Genomic DNA, 22,142 nt, shown 5'->3' with positions numbered 1-22,142 from the left:
AACGCCCCAGGTTTAACTCCGACTTGGAGAGAAACGTGAAAGATTTACTTAAGTTTCTTAAGCAACAAAGCAAGACCGAAGAGTTTGAAGGCATTAAAATTGGCCTAGCTTCACCTGACCAGATCCGTAGTTGGTCGTTTGGTGAAGTTAAAAAACCAGAAACGATTAACTATCGTACCTTTAAGCCAGAGCGCGATGGACTTTTCTGTGCCCGTATTTTCGGCCCAGTAAAAGATTTCGAATGTTTGTGTGGTAAATACAAGCGTCTGAAGCACCGTGGTGTTATCTGTGAGAAGTGTGGCGTAGAAGTTACTCAATCAAAAGTTCGCCGTGACCGTATGGGACACATCGAACTTGCATCGCCAGTGGCTCACATCTGGTTCCTTAAGTCTTTACCATCGCGTATTGGCTTATTGCTTGATATGACACTGCGTGACATTGAACGCGTTCTGTACTTCGAATCATTTGTAGTTACTGAGCCTGGCATGACCAGCTTAGAACGCGGTCAAATGTTAACCGAAGAAACTTACTTAGATTCTCTAGAAGAATACGGTGACGAATTCGAAGCTAAGATGGGTGCAGAAGCTGTATTGGCTTTGTTGCGTCATTTAGAGCTTGATCAAGAAATCGAAGTAATGCGCGAAGAGTTGCAAACAACTAACTCTGAAACTAAGCGTAAGAAGACCACTAAGCGTCTTAAGCTTATGGAAGCGTTCCGTGATTCAGGTAATAAACCTGAGTGGATGATTATGACCGTTTTACCGGTTCTTCCACCAGATTTACGTCCTCTAGTACCACTAGATGGCGGCCGTTTTGCGACTTCTGATTTGAACGATTTGTACCGCCGTGTAATCAACCGTAACAACCGTTTGAAGCGTTTACTAGACCTAGCCGCCCCAGATATCATCGTGCGTAACGAAAAGCGTATGCTGCAAGAAGCAGTTGATGCCTTGTTAGACAATGGTCGTCGTGGTCGTGCTATTACTGGTTCTAACAAGCGTCCGCTTAAATCTTTGGCTGATATGATCAAAGGTAAGCAAGGTCGTTTCCGTCAGAACTTGCTAGGTAAGCGAGTAGATTATTCAGGCCGTTCGGTAATTACCGTTGGTCCTACACTGCGTTTGCACCAGTGTGGTTTACCTAAGAAAATGGCACTTGAGCTATTCAAACCATTCATTTATGGCAAGCTAGAACTTCGTGGTTTAGCGACTACGATTAAAGCTGCTAAGAAAATGGTTGAACGCGAAGGCGGCGAAGTGTGGGATATTCTTGAAGAAGTTATCCGTGAACACCCTGTATTACTTAACCGTGCACCTACTTTGCACCGCTTGGGTATTCAAGCCTTTGAGCCAGTGTTAATTGAAGGTAAAGCGATTCAATTACACCCGCTAGTTTGTGCGGCTTATAACGCCGACTTCGATGGCGACCAAATGGCGGTACACGTACCGTTGACTATTGAAGCGCAGTTAGAAGCACGTTCGTTGATGATGTCTACCAACAACGTATTATCGCCAGCTAACGGTGAACCAATTATTGTTCCTTCTCAAGACGTTGTATTGGGTCTGTACTACATGACTCGTGAACGTGTGAATGCGCAAGCAGAAGGAATGTATCTGTCAGGTCCGAAGGAAGCTGAGAAGCTTTATCGGTCTCAGCAAGCTAGCATACATGCTCGAGTAAACGTACGTATTACCGAAGTAGTTGTAGCGGAAGACGGATCAAAAATAGAAAAAACTGAAATCAAAAAGACCACTATCGGCCGTGCTATTTTATGGTTAATCGTACCAAAAGGCCTGCCGTTTGATTTAGTTAACCAAGCAATGGGTAAGAAGCAAATCTCAGGTTTGCTAAACACCTGTTACCGTAAACTAGGTCTTAAGCATTCAGTTATTTTCGCTGACCAATTAATGTATACCGGTTTCCATTACGCAACGCTGTCAGGTGCCTCTGTAGGTATCAATGACATGGTTATTCCTGATGCTAAGAAAGACATCGTGGAAGAAGCCAGTGATGAAGTAAGTGAAATTCAGGAGCAATTCCTAGCGGGCCTCGTAACCGCAGGCGAGCGTTACAACAAAGTAATCGATATTTGGGCTTCGGCTAACGAAAAAGTATCGAAAGCGATGATGGACAACTTGTCTACCGAAGTGGTTATGAATCGAGATGGCGAAGAAGAGACTCAAGACTCTTTCAACAGCATCTTTATGATGGCCGACTCGGGTGCTCGTGGTAGTGCTGCTCAGATTCGTCAGTTGGCGGGTATGCGTGGCTTGATGGCAAAACCGGATGGTTCGATTATCGAAACACCGATTGTAGCCAACTTCCGCGAAGGCTTGAACGTACTTCAGTACTTCATCTCAACGCACGGTGCGCGTAAAGGTTTGGCCGATACAGCACTTAAAACAGCAAACTCGGGTTACCTAACTCGTCGTTTGGTGGATGTTGCTCAAGATTTAGTCGTTACCGACACTGATTGTGGTACCGAAGAAGGTATCTTGATGACGCCTCATATTGAGGGTGGTGATGTTGTTGAGCCATTACGTGAGCGTGTTCTAGGTCGTGTATTAGTTGGCGATGTAATTAAGCCAGGTACTGAAAACGAAGTATTGCTTAAGTCTAAGACCTTACTTGACGAAAAACTGTGTGACCTTCTTGAAGAGAACTCAGTGGATACGGTTAAAGTTCGCTCGGTGATTAGCTGTGCTAACGATTTTGGTGTTTGTGCACTTTGTTACGGTCGTGACTTAGCGCGAGGCCACTTAGTGGGTCGCGGTGAAGCGGTTGGCGTTGTCGCTGCTCAGTCAATTGGTGAGCCGGGTACACAGCTTACCATGCGTACCTTCCACATTGGTGGTGCGGCATCGCGTGCGGCTGCAGAAAACAGTATCCAAGTTAAAAACGTGGGTACCATTAAACTGCATAACGCGAAAGTTGTTACCAACAACGAAGGCAAATTGGTTGTAACGTCTCGTTCAACCGAATTGACGATCATCGATGAGATGGGCCAAACCAAAGAAAGCCACAAACTTCAATACGGTAGTATTTTAGATGTGGTTGATGGTGGCGCCGTTAAATCTGGCGATATTGTTGCTAACTGGGACCCGCATACGCACCCAATTATTACTGAAGTACCGGGTCGTATTAAGTTTGTTGATATGGTTGAAGGCGTAACGATTAGCCGTCAAACAGATGAACTAACCGGCCTATCAAGTATTCACGTATTGGATCCTAACGAGCGCCCTGGTGCTGGTAAAGAAATGCGTCCAATGGTGAAGCTGGTTGATGATAAAGGTAATGACGTATTAATTGCTGGTACTGATATTCCTGCACAGTACTTCCTGCCAAGTAAAGCGATTGTTAACTTGGAAGATAATGCTGAAGTGGGTGTTGGTGATGCGATTGCTCGTATACCTCAAGAATCAAGCGGTACTAAAGATATTACCGGTGGTCTGCCACGCGTAGCTGACTTGTTCGAAGCGCGTCAACCTAAAGAGCCTGCTATCTTAGCTGAAGTGAGCGGTACTATTAGTTTCGGTAAAGAAACTAAAGGTAAGCGTCGTCTCGTTATTACTCCTAGTGATGCCGATGCATACGAGGAAATGATTCCTAAGTGGCGTAACTTGAATGTATTTGAAGGTGAGAAAGTCCAAAAAGGTGAAGTTATCGCCGATGGACCAGAGTCTCCACATGACATTCTACGCTTACGTGGTATCAGCCCTGTTGCTAACTACATTGTAAATGAAGTACAAGACGTATATCGCTTACAAGGTGTGAAAATTAACGATAAGCACATTGAGACAATCGTGCGTCAAATGCTTCGTAAGTGTTTGATTCTTGATGCTGGTGATTCTAGCTTCTTGCTAGGTGAACAAGCCGAAGTTGCTCGCGTTAATATTGAAAACCGTCAGTTAGTTGCCGATGGCAAGCGCCCTGCTGTATACCGTCGTGAATTGCTAGGTATTACCAAAGCATCGCTGTCTACAGAGTCATTTATCTCTGCAGCTTCGTTCCAGGAAACTACTCGTGTGCTTACAGAAGCAGCAGTAGGCGGAAAACAAGACGAACTTCGCGGTCTTAAAGAGAACGTGATTGTTGGTCGATTGATTCCAGCTGGTACAGGTTATGCGTATCACGAAAAACGTCGTGCGAGATCAGAAGCTCCGGCTCCGATCACTGCTGATGAAGCTGCTGATAACTTAGCTGCTTTGTTAAACGCTGCGCCGACTAGTGATTCAGAGTAAGACCCAATAGTGAGTGAAAAGGTGGCTTAGGCCACCTTTTTTTTTGCCTGTAATTTGTTGTGAGATAAGCAAATTATTTGACAATGCTTTTGCTTAGTCACAGACTTCGCTAATCAATAAGAATAATTTAACGAGCATATTATGAGTAAACAAATCGTATCTACGGACCAGGCTCCAGCCGCTATTGGGCCTTATTCACAAGCGACAAAAATCGATGAGTTAGTATTTACTTCTGGGCAAATACCTTTACACCCAGAGTCTATGGAAGTCGTCGCTGGAGGCATTAGCGAGCAAACTAAGCAAGTAATGGAAAACTTAATGGCGGTATTGGCTGCAGCCGGTGCGGATGCATCTACCGTATTCAAGACCACTTGCTTTCTCAGTGACATGAATAACTTCGTTGCATTTAATCAGGTTTATGCCAGTTACTTCCCTGAAAGCGCACCGGCGCGCTCATGCGTAGAAGTGGCGCGTTTACCGAAAGATGTGTTAGTAGAAGTTGAAGCTATAGCCCACATTAAATAAGCCATATGAGCCTTTCTTACACCTTAGTGGTAACCAGTCCGCTCTACGGCAGGCAGGGAAGTGCCACGGCGCTCAATTTTGCCAATGCCCTAGTGGCGCAAGGGCATCAAATCAAAACAGTGTTCTTTTACTTGGATGGCGTGTCTAATGCGATGCAAACCGGTTTACCAGCGAGTGATGAGGTGAACATTCATGCACTTTGGTTGAAGCTCAAACAGTCTTCAGCTTGTGAATTGCTGGTCTGCAGCGCGGCAGCTTATCGTCGGGGTGTGATAACCCAGCAAGACGCTGACCTTAACGCTTTAGGGGCGTGGTCGATGAGTCAACACTTCACGATGTCGGGGTTAGCAGAAATGTCAGCGGCTATGTTGGGCAGTGATAGGGTAGTGCATCTGTGATCAAGCAATTGGTATTCGTATTTAGTGCTGCACCGCACTCTAGCGCGAGTGCACGAGAATCTTTAGATGCAGCGTTAGCGGCTTCTGCGGTATCGGATGACATCGTGATTTATTTTTACGGCGATGGGGTTTTGCAGTTGCTTGATAAGCAACAGCCAGCTGATATCTTACAGCGCCATGTTTTACCCACTTATGGTTTATTGGAACTGTATGACGTTGAGGAGCTTTATGTTGATCCACAATCGCTGATTGAGCGCGGGTTAACGGCTGACCAACTAGCGATATCAGTGAACCCGCTAAGTCGTGATGATTTCTTTTCAAAGTATGGTCATGCGCATGCCATCATAAGGTTCTAACATGCTTCATATTTTACGCCACTCTCCTTCATCTACGGTGTTTGATAATTGTTTAGAGAGTATCGATGATAGTAGCCACTTACTACTTATTGAAGACGCGGTATATGCCGTGGTTAAACTCGAACCGCGTTTAGCAGAGCTTAAAACTCAAGGGCGAGTATCGGTACTGGCGAGTGATCTCGTTGCTAGAGGACTAAACACCGATAACAGTTGGCAGGTGGATTACTCCGGTTTCGTTAAGCTTACCGGCCTTCACTGCCCTAGTTTCACTTGGTAGCCCTAGCCGCAATGATCAAAAATAATCCCGCTTAGTCATTAGCAAGTGTTGACTCTTTTCTCTCAAGCGCATAAAATTTCGCCTCCCCAAAATTGGGGATAGATTTTTCACATGTTTAAAAGTAATTTCAGGAGCTATTTAAAATGGCAACGATTAACCAGTTGGTTCGCAAGCCACGTGCAAGCAAAGCTGTAAAAAGCAATGTACCTGCACTCGCTGCGTGTCCTCAACGCCGTGGTGTATGTACTCGTGTATATACTACCACTCCGAAAAAACCTAACTCAGCATTACGTAAAGTAGCTCGTGTTCGTTTAACTAACGGCTTCGAAGTAACTTCGTACATTGGTGGTGAAGGCCATAACTTACAAGAACACAGCGTAATTCTTATTCGCGGTGGTCGTGTTAAAGATTTACCAGGTGTGCGTTATCACACCGTACGCGGCGCATTAGATTGTGCTGGCGTAAGTGATCGTCGTCAAGGACGTTCAAAATACGGCGCTAAACGTCCTAAGTCATAACGGCTCTCCGTTAAGTAAGGCCAAACATTTAGTTATAGCGAAATTTTTTTTAAAATTCGTTTTGGGGAAACCTGAAGCAAACCGGAGATATTCAAATGCCTAGACGTCGAGTGATCGGTCAACGCAAAATCTTGCCAGATCCTAAGTTCGGATCAGAACTTCTGGCTAAGTTCATCAACGTAGTAATGGTTGATGGTAAGAAATCAATTTCTGAGAAAATTGTATATGGTGCATTAGACGCTGCAGCTGAGAAATCAGGCAAGTCTCACCAAGAAGTTTTCGAAATTGCTCTTGAAAACGTGCGCCCATCGGTAGAGGTTAAATCTCGCCGTGTTGGTGGTTCTACTTACCAAGTACCTGTGGAAGTTCGTCCTGTACGTCGTAACACCCTAGGTATGCGTTGGATGGTAGATGCAGCACGTAAACGTGGTGAAAAATCTATGGCTTTACGTCTAGCGGGTGAAATCCTAGACGCTGCCGAAAACAAAGGTTCTGCGGTTAAGAAACGTGAAGACGTTCACCGTATGGCCGATGCAAACAAAGCGTTTGCACATTACCGCTGGTAATTGGTTGCACAGCTGCATAACGCAGCTGTGCTGCTTTCTATGTGAGACTAAGGAACTTTCCTTAGCAAGAGGATAACAATGGCTCGTACAACTCCAATTGAGCGCTACCGTAATATCGGTATTGTTGCTCATGTTGACGCTGGCAAAACAACAACTACAGAGCGTGTCCTTTTTTATACCGGTCTATCTCACAAAATTGGTGAGGTACATGATGGCGCAGCCACCATGGATTGGATGGAACAAGAACAAGAGCGCGGTATCACTATTACTTCTGCAGCTACCACTACCTTTTGGCGTGGGATGAATGCACAGTTTGATGATCACCGTATAAACATCATTGATACACCTGGGCACGTCGACTTCACTATTGAAGTAGAACGTTCGTTACGAGTGTTAGATGGTGCAGTAGTCGTTTTTTGTGGTTCATCTGGTGTTGAACCCCAATCAGAAACAGTGTGGCGCCAAGCTGATAAATATTCTGTTCCACGAATGGTATTCGTGAACAAAATGGATAGAGCTGGTGCAGATTTTGAACGAGTAATTGAACAAATCCGTGATCGCTTAGGTGCTAATTGTGTGCCTATTCAACTTAACATTGGCGCCGAAGACGAATTCGTTGGGGTAATTGACCTGATTAAAATGAAGGCAATTAACTGGAGCGAAGCCGACCAAGGCATCACCTTCAACTATGAAGATATTCCTGCACATTTAGCTACGCACGCAAGCGAACTCCACGAAAATTTGGTGGAAGCCGCAGCCGAAGCAACTGATGAGTTAATGGATAAATACTTAGAAGAAGGCGAGTTAACTGAAGCCGAAATCAAGTTTGGTTTGCGTAAGCGCACCCTAAACAATGAGATTGTGCTAGCGACATGTGGCTCGGCATTTAAAAACAAGGGGGTGCAAGCTGTGCTTGACGCCGTTGTGGAATACTTGCCAGCGCCAAATCACGTTGCCGCTATTAAAGGTTTGGACGATAAAGACAACGAAGTTGACTGTCCAGCAGACGACGATGCACCTTTTGCTGCTTTGGCGTTTAAAATTGCGACTGACCCATTCGTGGGAACGTTGACCTTTATGCGTGTTTATTCGGGAACGGTTGAAACCGGCACTGCGGTGTATAACTCGGTTAAGCAAAAACGTGAGCGTCTTGGTCGTATGGTGCAAATGCATTCAAACGACCGCAAAGAGATTAAAGAAGTTCGTGCCGGTGATATCGCCGCTGCGATAGGTCTCAAAGACGTCACAACGGGTGACACTTTATGTGATATGAACAATAAAGTGGTCCTTGAGCGAATGGAGTTTCCTGAGCCGGTAATTCAGATTGCCGTTGAGCCTCGAACTAAAGCCGACCAAGAAAAAATGGGCGTAGCGTTAGGTAAATTGGCCGCTGAGGATCCCTCGTTCCGCGTAGAAACTAACGAAGAATCTGGACAAACCCTTATCTCTGGTATGGGTGAGTTACACTTAGATATCATCGTAGATCGCATGAAGCGCGAATTTAGCGTGAACTGTAATGTAGGTAAGCCTCAAGTTGCTTATCGCGAAGCAATTCGCAAGCAAGTTGAAGTGGAAGGAAAGTTTGTACGTCAATCGGGTGGTCGTGGTCAATACGGTCATGTCTGGTTGCGTATGGAACCTCTAGAGCCAGGCGCTGGTTACGAATTTGTCAATGAAACGGTGGGAGGTGCTGTTCCTAAGGAATACATCTCTGCGGTAGACAAAGGCTGTAAAGAGCAAATGGATCAGGGTGTACTGGCAGGCTACCCAATGCTTGACGTTAAAGTGACATTATTCGATGGTTCGTACCACGATGTTGACTCTAACGAAATGGCGTTTAAAATTGCCGGTGCAATGGGCTTTAGAAAAGGCGCATTAGAAGCTGATCCAGTACTGCTCGAGCCGATGATGAAAGTAGAAGTTACAACTCCTGAAGATTGGATGGGAGATGTAGTGGGTGACTTGAATCGTCGTCGTGGCATAATTGAAGGCATGGATGATGGAGCAGCGGGCTTAAAGATTATTAAGTCTAAGGTCCCACTGTCTGCAATGTTCGGCTATGCTACAGATCTACGTTCGGCAACTCAGGGGCGAGCCTCCTACTCGATGGAATTCCTAGAGTATAATGAGGCGCCGAAAAACGTTGCTGATACTATTGTTGAAGCAAAGTAAACTAATTCAACTATGATTGATCTGTCTCGAGTGAGGCAGGTTGGAATGGATAAAGAAGGTACATATCGTGTCTAAAGAAAAATTTGAACGTAATAAACCGCACGTAAACGTTGGTACAATTGGCCACGTTGACCACGGTAAAACTACTCTAACAGCAGCCATTACTAACGTACTTGCAAAAGTATACGGTGGTGAAGCTAAAGACTTTGCAGCTATCGACAACGCTCCAGAAGAGCGCGAGCGTGGTATTACTATTTCAACGTCTCACGTTGAATACGATACTCCTTCACGTCACTACGCACACGTAGATTGTCCAGGACACGCCGATTATGTTAAAAACATGATTACTGGTGCTGCTCAAATGGACGGTGCAATCTTAGTAGTAGCTTCTACAGATGGCCCAATGCCACAAACGCGTGAGCACATCCTGCTTTCTCGTCAGGTTGGCGTACCTTACATCATCGTGTTCATGAACAAATGTGACATGGTAGATGACGAAGAGTTACTAGAATTAGTAGAAATGGAAGTTCGTGAACTTCTATCTGAATACGAATTCCCAGGTGATGACATTCCAGTAATCCAAGGTTCAGCGCTTAAAGCCCTAGAAGGCGAAGAAGAGTGGGAAGCAAAAATCATTGAGCTTGCAGAAGCACTAGATTCTTACATTCCAGAGCCAGAGCGTGACATCGACAAGCCATTCCTACTACCAATTGAAGATGTATTCTCAATTTCAGGTCGTGGTACGGTAGTAACAGGTCGTGTAGAGCGTGGTATCGTTAAGGTTTCAGAAGAAATCGAAATCGTTGGTATTAAAGAAACTACTAAAACTACCTGTACAGGTGTTGAAATGTTCCGCAAGCTTCTTGACGAAGGTCGTGCTGGTGAGAACTGTGGTATTCTTTTACGTGGTACTAAGCGTGATGACGTACAACGTGGCCAAGTATTGGCGGCTCCTGGAACTATTACTCCACACACCAAGTTCGAAGCTGAAGTATACGTACTAAGCAAAGACGAAGGTGGCCGTCACACGCCATTCTTCAAAGGTTACCGTCCACAGTTCTACTTCCGTACAACTGACGTAACTGGTGCTGTAGAGCTTCCAGAAGGTGTTGAAATGGTAATGCCTGGCGACAACTTGAAATTTGTTGTAGAGCTAATTTGCCCAATCGCGATGGACGAAGGTTTACGCTTCGCAATCCGTGAAGGTGGCCGTACAGTAGGTGCGGGTGTTGTAGCTAAAATCTTCGAATAAGAAGTTAGCACAGCAGAAAAAAGGTCGCGTTAGCGGCCTTTTTTATTGCCTAGAGAAAAGTAGGCTACATCATCCTGCTTAGCAGGTCTTAGCAGGTCTTAGCAGGTCTTAGCAGGTCTTAGCAGGTCTTAGCAGGTCTTAGCAGGTCTTAGCAGGTCTTAGCAGGTCTTAGCAGGTCTTAGCAGGTCTTAGCAGGTCTTAGCAGGTCTTAGCAGGTCTTAGCAGGTCTTAGCAGGTCTTAGCAGGTCTTAGCAGGTCTTAGCAGGTCTTAGCAGGTCTTAGTAGGTCTTAGCACAAATAAAAAAGCTAGCTTGTCAGCTAGCTTTTCAATGATGTTTACTTGCTATTGTTATTAGCTAGCATCTAGCACTGTCAGTGATGCTCCACTTTCAACTCCGCCCGGGCTTGACACTTTCACATCCAGCGAACCGACGGTTTTATTGTTAGGGCTGGATTCAGGCTCCACCGTAATGTATTGCACATCACAAAGGCGGGTACCGTCTGCAACGGTGTATGAGGTAACACCTGAAACTTCTCCATTGGCTGTAGATACGCTGACCGTGGTTCCCGCTGGCATTTGATTACCATTGAGATCTTGTACTGTAACGGCCAATTGATGGTAGGGAAGCACAGTTAGGTCTACACTACTTACCGCGCGGTTTGCTTGAATAGTAAGGGGTGAGCCCCCCGGAGTTCCTTGCTTAAAGCCCCCTGATATTTCAATGGTGCCGTTTGTAGAGGTACCATACCTTACTAGGTAACTCTCACCGTCAATAGTGATGATATCTCCAGTGATAATAGAGCCAACGCCGCTATCTACATAAAGTTGAGTATTGCCTTGAAGTTGCAATCCATCGGTTACATAACTCGCGCTGCTATGGGTAACTGCAGAGCCAGAAGCAATAAATGAGTACATTGCGCCTTTAAGAGTTATATTGCCGGTAGCAGAGGTACCGCTGACGACTTCATAAGATCTGCCAGCAATAGTAACGGTATCGCCATCGTTTATTAGACCTGAGCCAATTACAGGGACAACGGTTTCTGTTACGACAGAATTCAACTGGTAACCCGTACCTGAACCCGCAAAGTGAGTGAGTAATACGTTAGCGCCAGAAGTTCCCATAATGACTACCACTGAGTCACGTATTTCAACTAAGTCGCGAGTACAGTTGCCTGCTGTTTCGTTAGCCTTAGTACAAAGCAAGCCGTTGTATTCAGCGTTTACCGCATCTACAGGATCGTTGCTATTCCAAACGCCAGTGGTTGTATCAAAGCCGCCATTTTCGTTGTAATCGTTGTAGGCTTCATTTACGTTAACCGCATCGTGATTGAAAATGCCGCTTGAATTATAGCTGCCATCTTCATTGGCATCGATATAGGCTTCACCTAATTCTGTGTAAATTTCGCCACTATCAAATACTCTATTTCCGTTTACATCGGCAAACACTTCCTGTCCTAAGGTATAGGCCAGTAAAGTTGCACGACCAACACCATAGTTAAAGGTTCCTTGGGTGTTTGCTACGTCTGTAGGGATAATACCAGGAGCAATACATATACCAGCAGGAAGATCGTAGGTATGCCCCTTAGGTCGATCGTTTTGACTTACCCAAGTAACGGTACAGCCACTGTTAGTGTCTTGCCCGGTAGTTTTACATGATCCGGTTATTTGGCCACCTTCAGCAGTAAATGTAACGCTGGTATTATCGGGAACTGGATTTTTATTCTCGTCACTCACTCGTAAGGTAATGTCGCTAACTACTCCATCTATGTTCCAAGCCTCCATGGCTAACACGGATGCTGCTAACGACATACTTGACTGTGAGGGAGTACCGGTGTGAATGTTTAATGAATTAGATACCGCTGAGACTACGCTTCCTGCTTCATCGGTAAAACTTGCCGTTACAACCACACTGCCAGGCATCGTGCCGCTAGTTACTCGTGTAACCACTTCACCATTTGCGTTTGATTCGCCGCTGGTTGGGCTTAGGGTTAAACCAAATAGGCTAGCGTCAGCAGCAAAGTCAACGGTTTGACTCGATTTAGGGTTGCCAGTTTTATCCAGCACTTTAAAAGTGAGCACTGATATTTTGGTGCCAACCGACTCATCTAAATATATGGTTGTTGGTAGGGCGTCAACAAATGCGATGCTGCTTGCTATGGTTTCAGCAATGGATATTTCAATTTGTTGTGTCGATAATACTGACAACGCTGGAGTTGCCGTTATTGTGTCTGAGCCGCTACAACCATTTGGTTCGTAAATTGCTGTCCCTACGCCGTTAACGGTGGTGACACTTTCTGTAATGCTAGCTAGCTCTGCATTTACACAACTTGATGTAAAGTCTACCGTTACAGGGGTAGTGTATAATGCGCCACTACTATCTGTGACTGTTACGGTGAAAGTCGCGGTAGCGTCGACCGCTAAATCCTGTCCGTCTGGTAAGCTAGAGCTAAGTGCCATGTTTAAGTCTGAAGCACCAACGCTAAAATTTGCAGAACCACTTACGTCATAGCTAGCACTAGTTGCTGTTAAGCTGCCTGCTGATTCAGAGTCGACCTGAGCGAATAGAGTGGCTTGTGCGTAGCCACTACTATCAGTTAGCACTTGAGATGAGCTCACATCAGCATTATCACTCACTAGAGTGATGATCTCGTTTGTAGCGCTAGCGCCCGCCGGATCAAGTAGGCGAATTATAGCTGTAGCTGGAGCGTCTAGAGAGATAGAGCTTGTTGAGCTGCAGTCGCTGGGGATATTGGCATCAGCAACGTTTTTACAATCGTATAGCGTTACTGATAGTACAGCTACGGGATCCTCGCCGCCATCATCGCCACCATCATCTCCACCGCTAAGGTCAACGCTTCCGTCTCCCCCACAAGCAAACAGTAAAGAACTCAATATAATTAACAAGCAGTGTTTTAACCACACCATGATTATTCCTCCGTGACCGCTACGACCTTGTATGCGGGTTTCCTGATAATTTACTTATATATCATATCTTAGCGAGTAGTTGCATTACCGATTCGCTGAATGCGAGCTTTATTGCAAAGTTTTTTATTTTTGTAGGGATTCGCGGGGAGTCGTTGATTGATTCATCTAGCTGTCAACCCGTAAGCAGCGTATTATTTAACAAAAAAGGAAAATAGATGAACCTACGAGATTTAGAGTACTTAGTGGCGCTGCAAGAGCTAAAACACTTTCGAAAAGCGGCTGAAAAATGTTTTGTTAGCCAACCGACCTTAAGTGGTCAAATCGCCAAATTGGAAGAAGAGTTAGGCTTGCTACTAATAGAGCGAACCTCTCGCAAGGTGATATTTACCCATGCTGGCGATGAACTCGCTGCGAAGGCTCGTAATATTCTGCTAGAAGTTAAAGGGCTAAAAGACATGGCTAAAAGCTTTCAAGCCCCGATGGCAGGGCCGTTGCATGTAGGGTTAATTCCCACTGTAGCACCTTACCTACTGCCGAAAATTGTGCCGCAAATACGCGCTGAATTTAGCGATATGGAGTTGTTCTTGTATGAAGAGCAAACCCAGGTATTGTTACAGCGCTTAGAAGAGGGTGAACTTGATTGTTTATTGTTAGCCTATCTACCCGAAATGGAGCGCTTTGGCACTATTGATTTATACGATGAGCCGCTCGTCCTAGCCATGCCAACTAAACACAAGTGGCATCTTGAAGCCGATATCCAGCTGTCAGCACTTAGCGGTGAAAATGTATTAATGTTGGAAGACGGTCACTGCTTACGTGACCAAGCTATGGGGTATTGTTTTGCAGCAGGAGCCAAAGAAGATACTAGCTTTAAGGCGACCAGTTTAGAAACATTGCGTCATATGGTGGCCGCGGACATGGGAATAACCTTATTGCCACAATTAGCCATTCCTGACGCCCCAGAGCAAAATGGTATTTGTTATCGTCATTTTCGCTCTCCTGAGCCTAGCCGTCGAATTAGTTTATTGTATCGCAACAATTCGGTTCGACGGCCATGTTTCAATCAGCTAGCAGAACTCATCAAGCGCAGTTCTGCTTTAGTCTAAAACAACTCATCTTCTTCTGAGCCAAAAACAGAGCCCGCAGCAGGTTTTACATACTCTGTAGGCTCTGTGCCTTTCTCAAAGTACTCAAACCTAGTGGTGTGGTCACTGGCGTTACTTAATTGTCCGGTAGCTCTGTCGATACGCACCGTATTCACATTTTTAGGTGGTTGCAGCGGTTTTTCTGGCACGCCCTCTAAGCCTACTTTCATAAAGTCTATCCAAGCCGGCTGCGCTGTGCGGGCACCAAACTCTTTACCGGTAATTTGGTTTTTGTCTAAGTTTTGGTTGTAGGATGCTTCGCCTAACTCACGATTGAAATTATCGAAGCCAATCCATGAGGTTACGACTAAATCGGGGCTAAAGCCTGAGAACCAGGCATCTTTGGCGTCGTTAGTGGTACCGGTTTTACCCGCTATATCACGGCGCTTAAGTTCTCTCGCTGCGCGCCAACCAGTTCCGTTCCAGCCGGTTTTGTGGGCCCAGTTTCCTCCTCCCCAAATAGCGCTGTTCATTGCTTGAGATACCAAAAAGGCATTCTCAGCACTGATAATTCGCGGGGCAAGGTCATCCAATTGCGCAAATGAAATATCGCATTGGCTGAAGGCGTTAGGTGTCTCATTAAGCAACTGCTCAAGGCTTGGCGCGTCTTTGGCTATTTCAAAGCAAGCATCACAAGCAACTTTAGGAAGCTGTTGGAAAATAATATTGCCTTCACCATCTTGTATACGGTCGATAAAGTAAGGACTTACTAGATAACCACCATTAGCAAATGAACCATAGGCGCTGGCAACTTGCATCGGTGTTAATGATGCTGAGCCAAGAGAGAGTGATTCGTTACGCGGCAATTCATTTGCGGGAAAGCCGAATTTTGCGAGGTGCTTAATGACAGCATCTACCCCTAGATCTCGCATTAATCTTACTGACACCACGTTTTTAGATTGGGCTAATGCCACCCTGAGGCGGATCGGACCATCATAAACTGGCGGTGAGTTCTTAGGGCGCCATGCTACGCCCATAGCCTTGTCCCAACGGTTGATTGGTGCATCATTTTCAAGGCTAGCTAAGGTCATGCCGTGTTCAAATGCGGCAGAATAGAGAAAAGGCTTAATGTTAGAGCCGACCTGTCTGCTGGCTTGAGTGACTCGATTAAATTTACTTTGGTTAAAACTGAAACCGCCCACTAAGGCTTCAATCGCTCCATCTAATGGAGAAATAGCAATTAGCGCGGCGCCCGCGTCAGGTAATTGCGATAAGCGCCAATTGCGCACTATTGCTTGTGGATCCCCCGACACTGTTAACACAGCATCTGCTGGCTCATCACTGGGTAACTCTGTATGGGTCGACGGGGCGTCGCTGGCTGGCGTCGTTGTCTTGGCCTCGGTTGGTAGAGCGCTTACCCAAATTACGTCGCCGGCACTTAAGACTTCTTGGGCCGATTTTGGTGCTGGACCCTGACGGGTATCGGTAATAAACCGTCGTGCCCATTTCATATCATCCCAAGCAATGATTCCTGCTTGACCACCTTTAACAATGATCTCAGCTTGCTCATTAGCCACTGATAATACGGCCGCGGCTCGTAATTCGCCATAGTTTGGTAATGTAGCCAGTTCTGCCACAATCGCTGCTTGGTCTAGTGCTGCCGTATCGGCTTTCCACAATTGACTAATTGCGCCACGAAACCCGTGGCGTTGATCGTAACTTAACAAATTATCTCGCAATGCTAAGGTCGCGGCGTTTTGACGCTTGGCACTAATGGTCGTGTATACATCCATACCGGATGTATAAGCCTCTTCTCCATATGTGTTCAAGATTTCTTGTCGAACCATTTCTGCTAAATAAGGCGCAGCTAAGGCAATTTCTGCACCGTGATAAGTCGCCGTAATAGGAGCTTGATTAGCTTCGTCAAAACTGGCTTGGTCGATAAAACCTGTTTCTAACATCCTGCCTAGCACGACTCGGCGGCGATCGCGAGCACGTTCCGGTGAGCGAATAGGGTTTAAGGCCGACGGTGCTTTAGGTAATCCTGCGATTACAGCTGTTTGAGCAAGCGTCAGTTGGTCTACGGTTTTACCGTAATAGACTTGCGCTGCGGCCCCGACACCAAATGAGCGATAGCCCAGCGGAATTTTATTTAAATACAAAGCAAGGATTTCGTCTTTAGACAGTTCTTGTTCGATCTTTATGGCTAAGAAAATCTCTTTAATCTTACGAATATAGGTTTTTTCTCGGGTTAAGAAAAAGTTTCTGGCAACTTGTTGGGTAATGGTACTCGCACCTTGGCTTTTCTCCCCGGTGGCGATTAAATTTATCGCCGCGCGGGTTATGCCAATAGGGTCGATGCCTGGATGTGAGTAAAATCGCGTATCTTCGGTTGCCAGAAATGCTTGTAACATTTGTTCTGGAACTTCTTCGATTTGTAGCGGAATACGACGTTTTTCGCCGAATTGAGAGATTAACTTGCCATCGGCACTAAATACTCGCATTGGAGTCTGTAATTGGACATCTCTCAAAGTAGTGACATCGGGCAGCTGCGGTGCAAAATAGAAATATAGTGCGGTGACTGCTGCTAGCCCAAGGCTAAAACCCAAGAAAATCAAAAATAACAGTCTTTTAAGCCATTTCATCGCTAAATTTGCACTCAGTATCTAAAGAATGGCTGATTATATCGTCAAATTGTGACCTGTTTCGACAACTTTCTTAAGAACTATTGGCGCGAGCATCAATAACTGGGTATTCTGGAAAAATAGGTAACTGTTTAATTTCAAAAGATAGTTGGCGAGTGATGGTACTAGGGATAGGTAAGAAATCATCGGCTGCGCTGTTAGGAATTGACTTTGGATCCGCAACCATTAAAGGGCTATTACTTTCAAAATCCTCCAAAGGATTTAAAGTTGAGTCGGTTGCCGAAGTTGATACCCCTGCAGGCGCACTAGTCGATAACCAAGTTGTTTCTCCAGAAGAAATTACTGAAGCGTTGCGTGAATTGAAAAGGAAACTTCCTTCACGAAATCGTCAGGTAGCTACCGCCGTTGCGGGTAGCCATGTAATTACCAAGGTAATTTACATGGATAGTAGCTTGTCTGAATTGGAGTTAGAGACTCAAGTAGAGCTTGAAGCTGAAAACTCCATTCCGTTTCCCATCGACGAAATCAGCCTTGATTTCGAAGTATTGGGCATCAATGAAAGCGAACCTAATCGGAATAACGTGTTGCTTAGTGCTGCACGTACCGAAGCGGTGAGTATTCGTGCGGAAGTTTTAGCGAATGCCGATTTTGAAGCAAAGGTTGTGGATGTAGAATCCCACGCCTTAGGAAGAGCGTGGAATTATTTGCTCAATCAACGCGATGAAGAGTTTGATGAAAGCAAAATCATTGGCTTAGTTGACATTGGTGAAACCACGCTTAATTTTGCCATTCTCGATAAAGGTGAAGTGGTATATAACCGTGCACAAAACTTTGGTGGAGCACAATACACTCAGCAGATAGCCAGTTTCTATAGCTTAAGTTTAGATGAAGCTAAAGAAATGAAGGTAAGTGGCCGCTTACCTGAAAACTACGAGATTGACGTGTTTGCACAATTTGTCAGTGGTGTGATTCAAAACGTTCGCCGCCAAGTTTCATTGTTCTTAAGCTCAAGTGGTTATAAGTCTTTAGACGCGGTTGCTGTGAGTGGAGGCAGTGCCTTGTCTGACGAGTTAGTCCGTCAGATGCAAAATGATCTAGAAATGCCAGTCATTAAAGCAGAGCCTTTTGATGACTGTCAGTTTGACCGGTCTGTGGACCGTGACAAGCTACGTCAACAAGGCGGCAAGTACATGGTGGCTTTAGGTTTAGCCCTAAGGAGTTTTGATAATGTCTAACATTAACTTACTCCCTTGGAGAGACGCCCTAAAAGCAAAACAACAGCGTGACTTTTGGATTGCCTTTGGTGTTGCTGTTTTGGTCACCGTGGTGGCACTGCTTGGTGTGCAAAACTTCTATACTGGCTTGCAAGACAGCCAACATGCTCGAAATCAATTTTTAGAAAAAGAAATTGCCATTTTGGATCACCAGATAGGCGAAATTCGAAAAATTAAAGAGCAAAAGAAAAGCCTCAAAGAGCGGATTGCACTGATTCAAACCTTGCAAGAAAGTCGCAATATCCCCACTAAAATCTTTAACGATTTACCCGTGATATCTCCAACCGGGGTATATCTGGATAGCTTGGTCTTTAAAGATGCTGCGATTAGCTTGGATGGTAAGAGTGAAGCCAATTATCGCGTGGCAAGCTTGATGAGAAATATCGAACGAAAAGTATGGTTGGGAAGCCCTAGCATTAGTTCAATTGTGGCGCTACCAAGTGCCGATGTTGATTTGGAACTGAGCAAATTCCAGCTTAAATTTGGTGTTAAATTGGGTCTCCAAAATGAAGACAAGGAGGTCGAATAATGTCATTAGCAAATATACAGCTCGACGAACTTACCCTTGAAACCATAGGTACTTGGCCTAAAATCGCAAAAACAATTTTTGTGGTCGTAGTCTGTGCACTGATATCTGTGGGGTATTACTATCAAATAATCTCGGATGAGCAGACGAAACTAACCACGTTGGAAGCGAAGGAGCAAGATCTTCGTGCTAAGTTTGAAGTTAAGGCAGCATTGGCGGGGAACCTACCGGCTTACCAAGAACAAATTGAACAAATGCGCGAAGCGTTTTCTTCTTTGTTGAAACAGTTGCCTGAAAAGCATGAAATTCCAGGACTGCTGGATGAGTTAACATTCATTGGCATTGATAATGGTCTGGTATTTCGTCGAATTAATTGGGAACCCGAAGTTGAGCATGAGTTTTCAATTGAATTGCCTATCAAGCTTGAAGTGACTGGGGAATATCATCAATTAGGTGCTTTTGTTAGTGCCGTTGCCGCTTTGCCAAGAATTGTGATTTTAGATAACATTTCTATGAAAAAACAAGGTGATGGCGCTTCTCTTAGTATGGCGATGTTAGCGAAAACATACCGTTATAAAGAAAAAGCGGAGCCAGAGGGGAAATGATGAAAGCATTAGCAATTGGATTGACCCTGCTTGCATTGGTTGGCTGTGAAGGCTCAAAAGATGATTTGCAGCAATACGTGATGCAGGTAAAAGCGCGTAAAGTTCCTGTTAAGGAAGATGTTCCAGAGATTACACCTTTCGAACACTTAGCTTATCAAGCAAGTGAACGTCGTAATCCGTTCATTAGCCCAGTGCCCGAAGCGGCCACTGTCGCTACGGAAAGCGAAAAAGAATGTACTCTCGCCCCAGATGGCGCCCGCGATAAACAGCCTCTAGAGCAATACTCTTTGTCTAGCTTAACGATGCGTGGCATTTTGGGCGACGGGCCAAGTTTGTGGGCGTTAATTGAAGCCCCCGGTGGCGAGCTTTATCGAGTTAAAGAAGGTTATTACTTAGGCTTACATCACGGAACCATCGTGAAAGTAAGCGCACTAGGTTTAGATATTAAAGAAGTCGTTTCTGATGGCGAAGGCTGTTGGATCGAAAGGACTACTCAGCTTTCGCTTACGAAAGTTGAACAATAGGGAAAATGGCATGAAGGGAAAGATGCTGCAAGGAGTATACAAAAGCGGCTTGTTGGTGGCTGGTGTGTTTTGTTGCATAACACAGGCATGGGCAAACGCTCAATTAATTCAATTGAATACTAATCCTATGGTAAAGGGTGCAGTCGAGATTGAGTTGTTGTTTGATTCTCCAATCGAAAACGTAATGGACCACTTAGAGTATTCACCTAATCAGTTAGTGATTGATGTTGCGAATGCAAGTTCAGCGCTAAAAATTAACCCTCTACCGATTGAAAGTGGTGGCGTTAAGCAGGTGCAAAGCCTTCAAACTGAGTCTGGTCTGCAATTAGTATTAGGTTTAGAACGCCTAGTTCCTTATCAGGTTAGTAAAGAAGCGCAACGGGTATTGATTAAACTGGGCGCATTGCCAGTGGCTGCTGCGGCTGCCGACTCATCAGTTGATGATGCATTTGAAAGCGCTAGCCGAGTAGAACATGCCACTATTAATACTATTGAAGCGATAGATTTTCGTCGTGGTAAAGGCGGTTCAGGCCAAGTGATGATTGACTTGAACAATAGCTCTATCGCCGCTGATATCAAGCGTCGCGATAATAGCTTGCTGATAGACTTTTATAATACGGATATTGCAGAAGAAAATGTTTATGTCATGGACGTAAACGACTTTGCAACGCCAGTTGAAAGCGTCGAAGTGTTCAAACACGCCTCTAAGGTGCAATTGAAAATAGCTATCGAAGGTGACTTTGACTATCGCTACGATCAGTCAGGCGAACTATTCATGGTTGAAGTTAAACCCATGCTTGCTGAAGAAAGTGCCAAAGTAGAATATCAAGGTAAGCCGATATCGCTTAACTTTCAGGATATTCCTGTTAGAACGGTACTGCAGTTGATAGCCGATTTTAACAAGCTTAATTTGGTGACTACCGATTCTGTTCGCGGCAATATTACACTGCGTATGGATGATGTGCCTTGGGAGCAAGCATTAGACATTATTCTAAAAGTTAAAGGTTTAGATAAACGTTTCGACAATAATGTATTGCTGATTGCGCCTGCTTCTGAGCTGGCTGAGCAAGAGCGTCAACAACTGGAAAGTGCTCAGCAGGTCGCCGACTTAGCACCACTTTACTCAGAGTATATTCAAGTTAATTATGCCAAAGCTGCCGATTTATCCGCTTTACTTAAAAATGAGCAGGCATCAATGCTATCTGAGCGTGGTTCAGTGGCGGTTGATGATCGGACTAATACACTGCTGATTAAAGATACCGAAGAATCGCTAACTAACATTAAGGCGATGGTAGAACGGCTTGATATTGCCGTTAAGCAAGTGGTGATTGAAGCGCGTATGGTGACAGTAACCGACGATGTCAGTGAAGAGCTTGGTATTCGTTGGGGAGTGACAAACTCTGGCTCTGTAGGTAGCAGTACCGGTATTACATCTGGGACGCTAGAAGGCGCCGACAGTGTGCTTGGCGGAGCTATCCCTGACCTAGATGACCGCTTAAATGTTAACTTACCGGTAGCCGATCCTGCGGGTTCAATAGCATTTCAGGTGGCTAAGTTAGCCAACGGTCAAATCTTGGACCTTGAGTTATCCGCACTCGAACAAGAAAACAAAGGTGAGGTGATCGCTAGCCCGCGTATTACAACGGCTAACCAGAAAGCGGCTTATATTGAGCAAGGTCGTGAAATTCCTTATGTAGAAAGTGCCTCAAGCGGTGCCACCTCAGTCACCTTCAAAAAAGCGGTACTGAGCTTGCGAGTTACCCCGCAGATCACGCCAGATGGTAATGTGATTCTTGATTTAGTGATAACTCAAGACTCAGAAGGTGAAGCGGTGCTGACTCCTACTGGTCCGGCTGTTGCGATTAACAAGCAAGAAATAGGTACTCAAGTGTTAGTTAAGAATGGTGAAACGGTTGTACTTGGCGGTATTTATCAACAACAAAATATCGACCGAGTCAAAAAGGTTCCTATCTTAGGTGACATACCAGGTTTAGGTTACTTTTTCCGAACAACCTCTGAAAGTGTTACAAAGAACGAACTACTAATATTTGTTACCCCTCGAATCTTGCTCGACGGGCTGTAAATTAGGCCTTTATTGCTCCCAAATAGAGACAATCTATTTTGGGAGCAATTTTGCAGTTGCCAAAGTCCCCTTCATACTGAGATAATCCCGCCCTGATCTTTTTAGTAAGGTTGGTACAATAGGTGCCCGCATCGCGGGGAGAAAATAGACCAAGACAAAGACAAATTTG

General features: G+C 45.1%; 17 protein-coding genes. 15 read left to right on the top strand and 2 right to left on the bottom strand.

The features are described 5' to 3' along the window. Window positions 1-35 precede the first annotated feature (35 nt). The 9 genes from rpoC to tuf all read left to right on the top strand — a co-directional run bounded on the left by rpoC (window position 36) and on the right by tuf (window position 10,305). A complete protein-coding gene (rpoC, locus tag ACVFI8_RS07600; protein ID WP_248714058.1) occupies window positions 36-4,241 on the top strand; it encodes a DNA-directed RNA polymerase subunit beta' in 4,206 nt (1,401 codons plus the stop codon). A 141-nt stretch (window positions 4,242-4,382) separates the two neighbouring features. Then, window positions 4,383-4,766 carry a RidA family protein gene (locus ACVFI8_RS07595; protein WP_248714059.1) on the top strand — a complete coding sequence of 128 codons (384 nt, stop codon included), beginning with the start codon at window positions 4,383-4,385 and terminating at the stop codon, window positions 4,764-4,766. 5 nt (window positions 4,767-4,771) lie between these two features. After that, a complete protein-coding gene (gene tusD / locus ACVFI8_RS07590) occupies window positions 4,772-5,164 on the top strand; it encodes a sulfurtransferase complex subunit TusD (RefSeq protein ID WP_248714060.1) in 393 nt (130 codons plus the stop codon). Next, entirely contained in the window at window positions 5,161-5,520 is a 360-nt protein-coding gene (gene tusC / locus ACVFI8_RS07585) for a sulfurtransferase complex subunit TusC (protein WP_457873508.1), read from the top strand. The genes tusD and tusC overlap by 4 nt, the downstream gene beginning before the upstream one ends. 1 nt (window position 5,521) lies before the next feature. Beyond that, window positions 5,522-5,797 carry a sulfurtransferase complex subunit TusB gene (tusB, locus tag ACVFI8_RS07580; protein ID WP_248714062.1) on the top strand — a complete coding sequence of 92 codons (276 nt, stop codon included), beginning with the start codon at window positions 5,522-5,524 and terminating at the stop codon, window positions 5,795-5,797. A gap of 143 nt (window positions 5,798-5,940) precedes the next feature. After that, window positions 5,941-6,315, top strand: coding sequence for a 30S ribosomal protein S12 (gene rpsL, locus ACVFI8_RS07575; protein ID WP_248714063.1), 375 nt, complete (start codon window positions 5,941-5,943; stop codon window positions 6,313-6,315). 95 nt (window positions 6,316-6,410) lie between these two features. Continuing rightward, entirely contained in the window at window positions 6,411-6,881 is a 471-nt protein-coding gene (gene rpsG, locus ACVFI8_RS07570) for a 30S ribosomal protein S7 (protein WP_163135253.1), read from the top strand. A gap of 78 nt (window positions 6,882-6,959) precedes the next feature. Continuing rightward, window positions 6,960-9,053 (top strand): elongation factor G, encoded by a 2,094-nt coding sequence (fusA, locus tag ACVFI8_RS07565; RefSeq protein ID WP_248714064.1) that lies wholly within the window; start codon window positions 6,960-6,962, stop codon window positions 9,051-9,053. A 67-nt stretch (window positions 9,054-9,120) separates the two neighbouring features. After that, on the top strand, window positions 9,121-10,305 hold the full coding sequence (gene tuf, locus ACVFI8_RS07560) for an elongation factor Tu (protein ID WP_248714050.1): 1,185 nt from the start codon (window positions 9,121-9,123) through the stop codon (window positions 10,303-10,305). 352 nt (window positions 10,306-10,657) lie between these two features. Here tuf and ACVFI8_RS07555 read toward each other — a convergent pair whose 3' ends face one another. After that, on the bottom strand, window positions 10,658-13,231 hold the full coding sequence (locus tag ACVFI8_RS07555; RefSeq protein WP_457873507.1) for a hypothetical protein: 2,574 nt from the start codon (window positions 13,229-13,231) through the stop codon (window positions 10,658-10,660). A gap of 215 nt (window positions 13,232-13,446) precedes the next feature. Here ACVFI8_RS07555 and oxyR point away from each other — a divergent pair, with 215 nt between their 5' ends. Further along, window positions 13,447-14,337 (top strand): DNA-binding transcriptional regulator OxyR, encoded by an 891-nt coding sequence (gene oxyR, locus ACVFI8_RS07550; protein WP_457873506.1) that lies wholly within the window; start codon window positions 13,447-13,449, stop codon window positions 14,335-14,337. On the opposite strand, the gene ACVFI8_RS07545 is transcribed toward oxyR, so the two are convergent. Beyond that, the gene (locus ACVFI8_RS07545) at window positions 14,334-16,961 is read right to left on the bottom strand and encodes a penicillin-binding protein 1A (RefSeq protein WP_457873505.1); all 2,628 of its coding nucleotides are present in this window, start codon (window positions 16,959-16,961) and stop codon (window positions 14,334-14,336) included. The two genes, oxyR and ACVFI8_RS07545, sit on opposite strands and share 4 nt — an antisense overlap. A gap of 158 nt (window positions 16,962-17,119) precedes the next feature. On the opposite strand from ACVFI8_RS07545, the gene pilM reads away from it, so the two are divergent. Genes pilM through ACVFI8_RS07520 form a run of 5 tightly spaced genes read left to right on the top strand, consistent with a single transcriptional unit; the run spans window position 17,120 to window position 21,973 of the window. Further along, window positions 17,120-18,196, top strand: coding sequence for a type IV pilus assembly protein PilM (pilM, locus tag ACVFI8_RS07540; RefSeq protein WP_248714068.1), 1,077 nt, complete (start codon window positions 17,120-17,122; stop codon window positions 18,194-18,196). Beyond that, window positions 18,189-18,764, top strand: a complete 576-nt coding sequence (locus ACVFI8_RS07535; protein WP_457873504.1) for a PilN domain-containing protein — start codon at window positions 18,189-18,191, stop codon at window positions 18,762-18,764. Before pilM ends, ACVFI8_RS07535 begins: the two co-directional genes overlap by 8 nt. Next, window positions 18,764-19,366, top strand: coding sequence for a type IV pilus inner membrane component PilO (locus ACVFI8_RS07530; RefSeq protein WP_248714070.1), 603 nt, complete (start codon window positions 18,764-18,766; stop codon window positions 19,364-19,366). The genes ACVFI8_RS07535 and ACVFI8_RS07530 overlap by 1 nt, the downstream gene beginning before the upstream one ends. Next, window positions 19,363-19,890: a pilus assembly protein PilP gene (locus tag ACVFI8_RS07525; protein ID WP_248714071.1), complete on the top strand. Its 528-nt coding sequence runs from the start codon at window positions 19,363-19,365 to the stop codon at window positions 19,888-19,890. Before ACVFI8_RS07530 ends, ACVFI8_RS07525 begins: the two co-directional genes overlap by 4 nt. 10 nt (window positions 19,891-19,900) lie before the next feature. Next, window positions 19,901-21,973 (top strand): type IV pilus secretin PilQ, encoded by a 2,073-nt coding sequence (locus tag ACVFI8_RS07520; protein WP_457873503.1) that lies wholly within the window; start codon window positions 19,901-19,903, stop codon window positions 21,971-21,973. The last annotated feature ends 169 nt before the right edge of the window (window positions 21,974-22,142 follow it).

It is taken from the genome of Agarivorans sp. MS3-6 (assembly GCF_054112545.1).
Note: the sequence above shows the minus strand (reverse complement) of the source record. Positions and strands in the feature narration are given on the sequence as shown.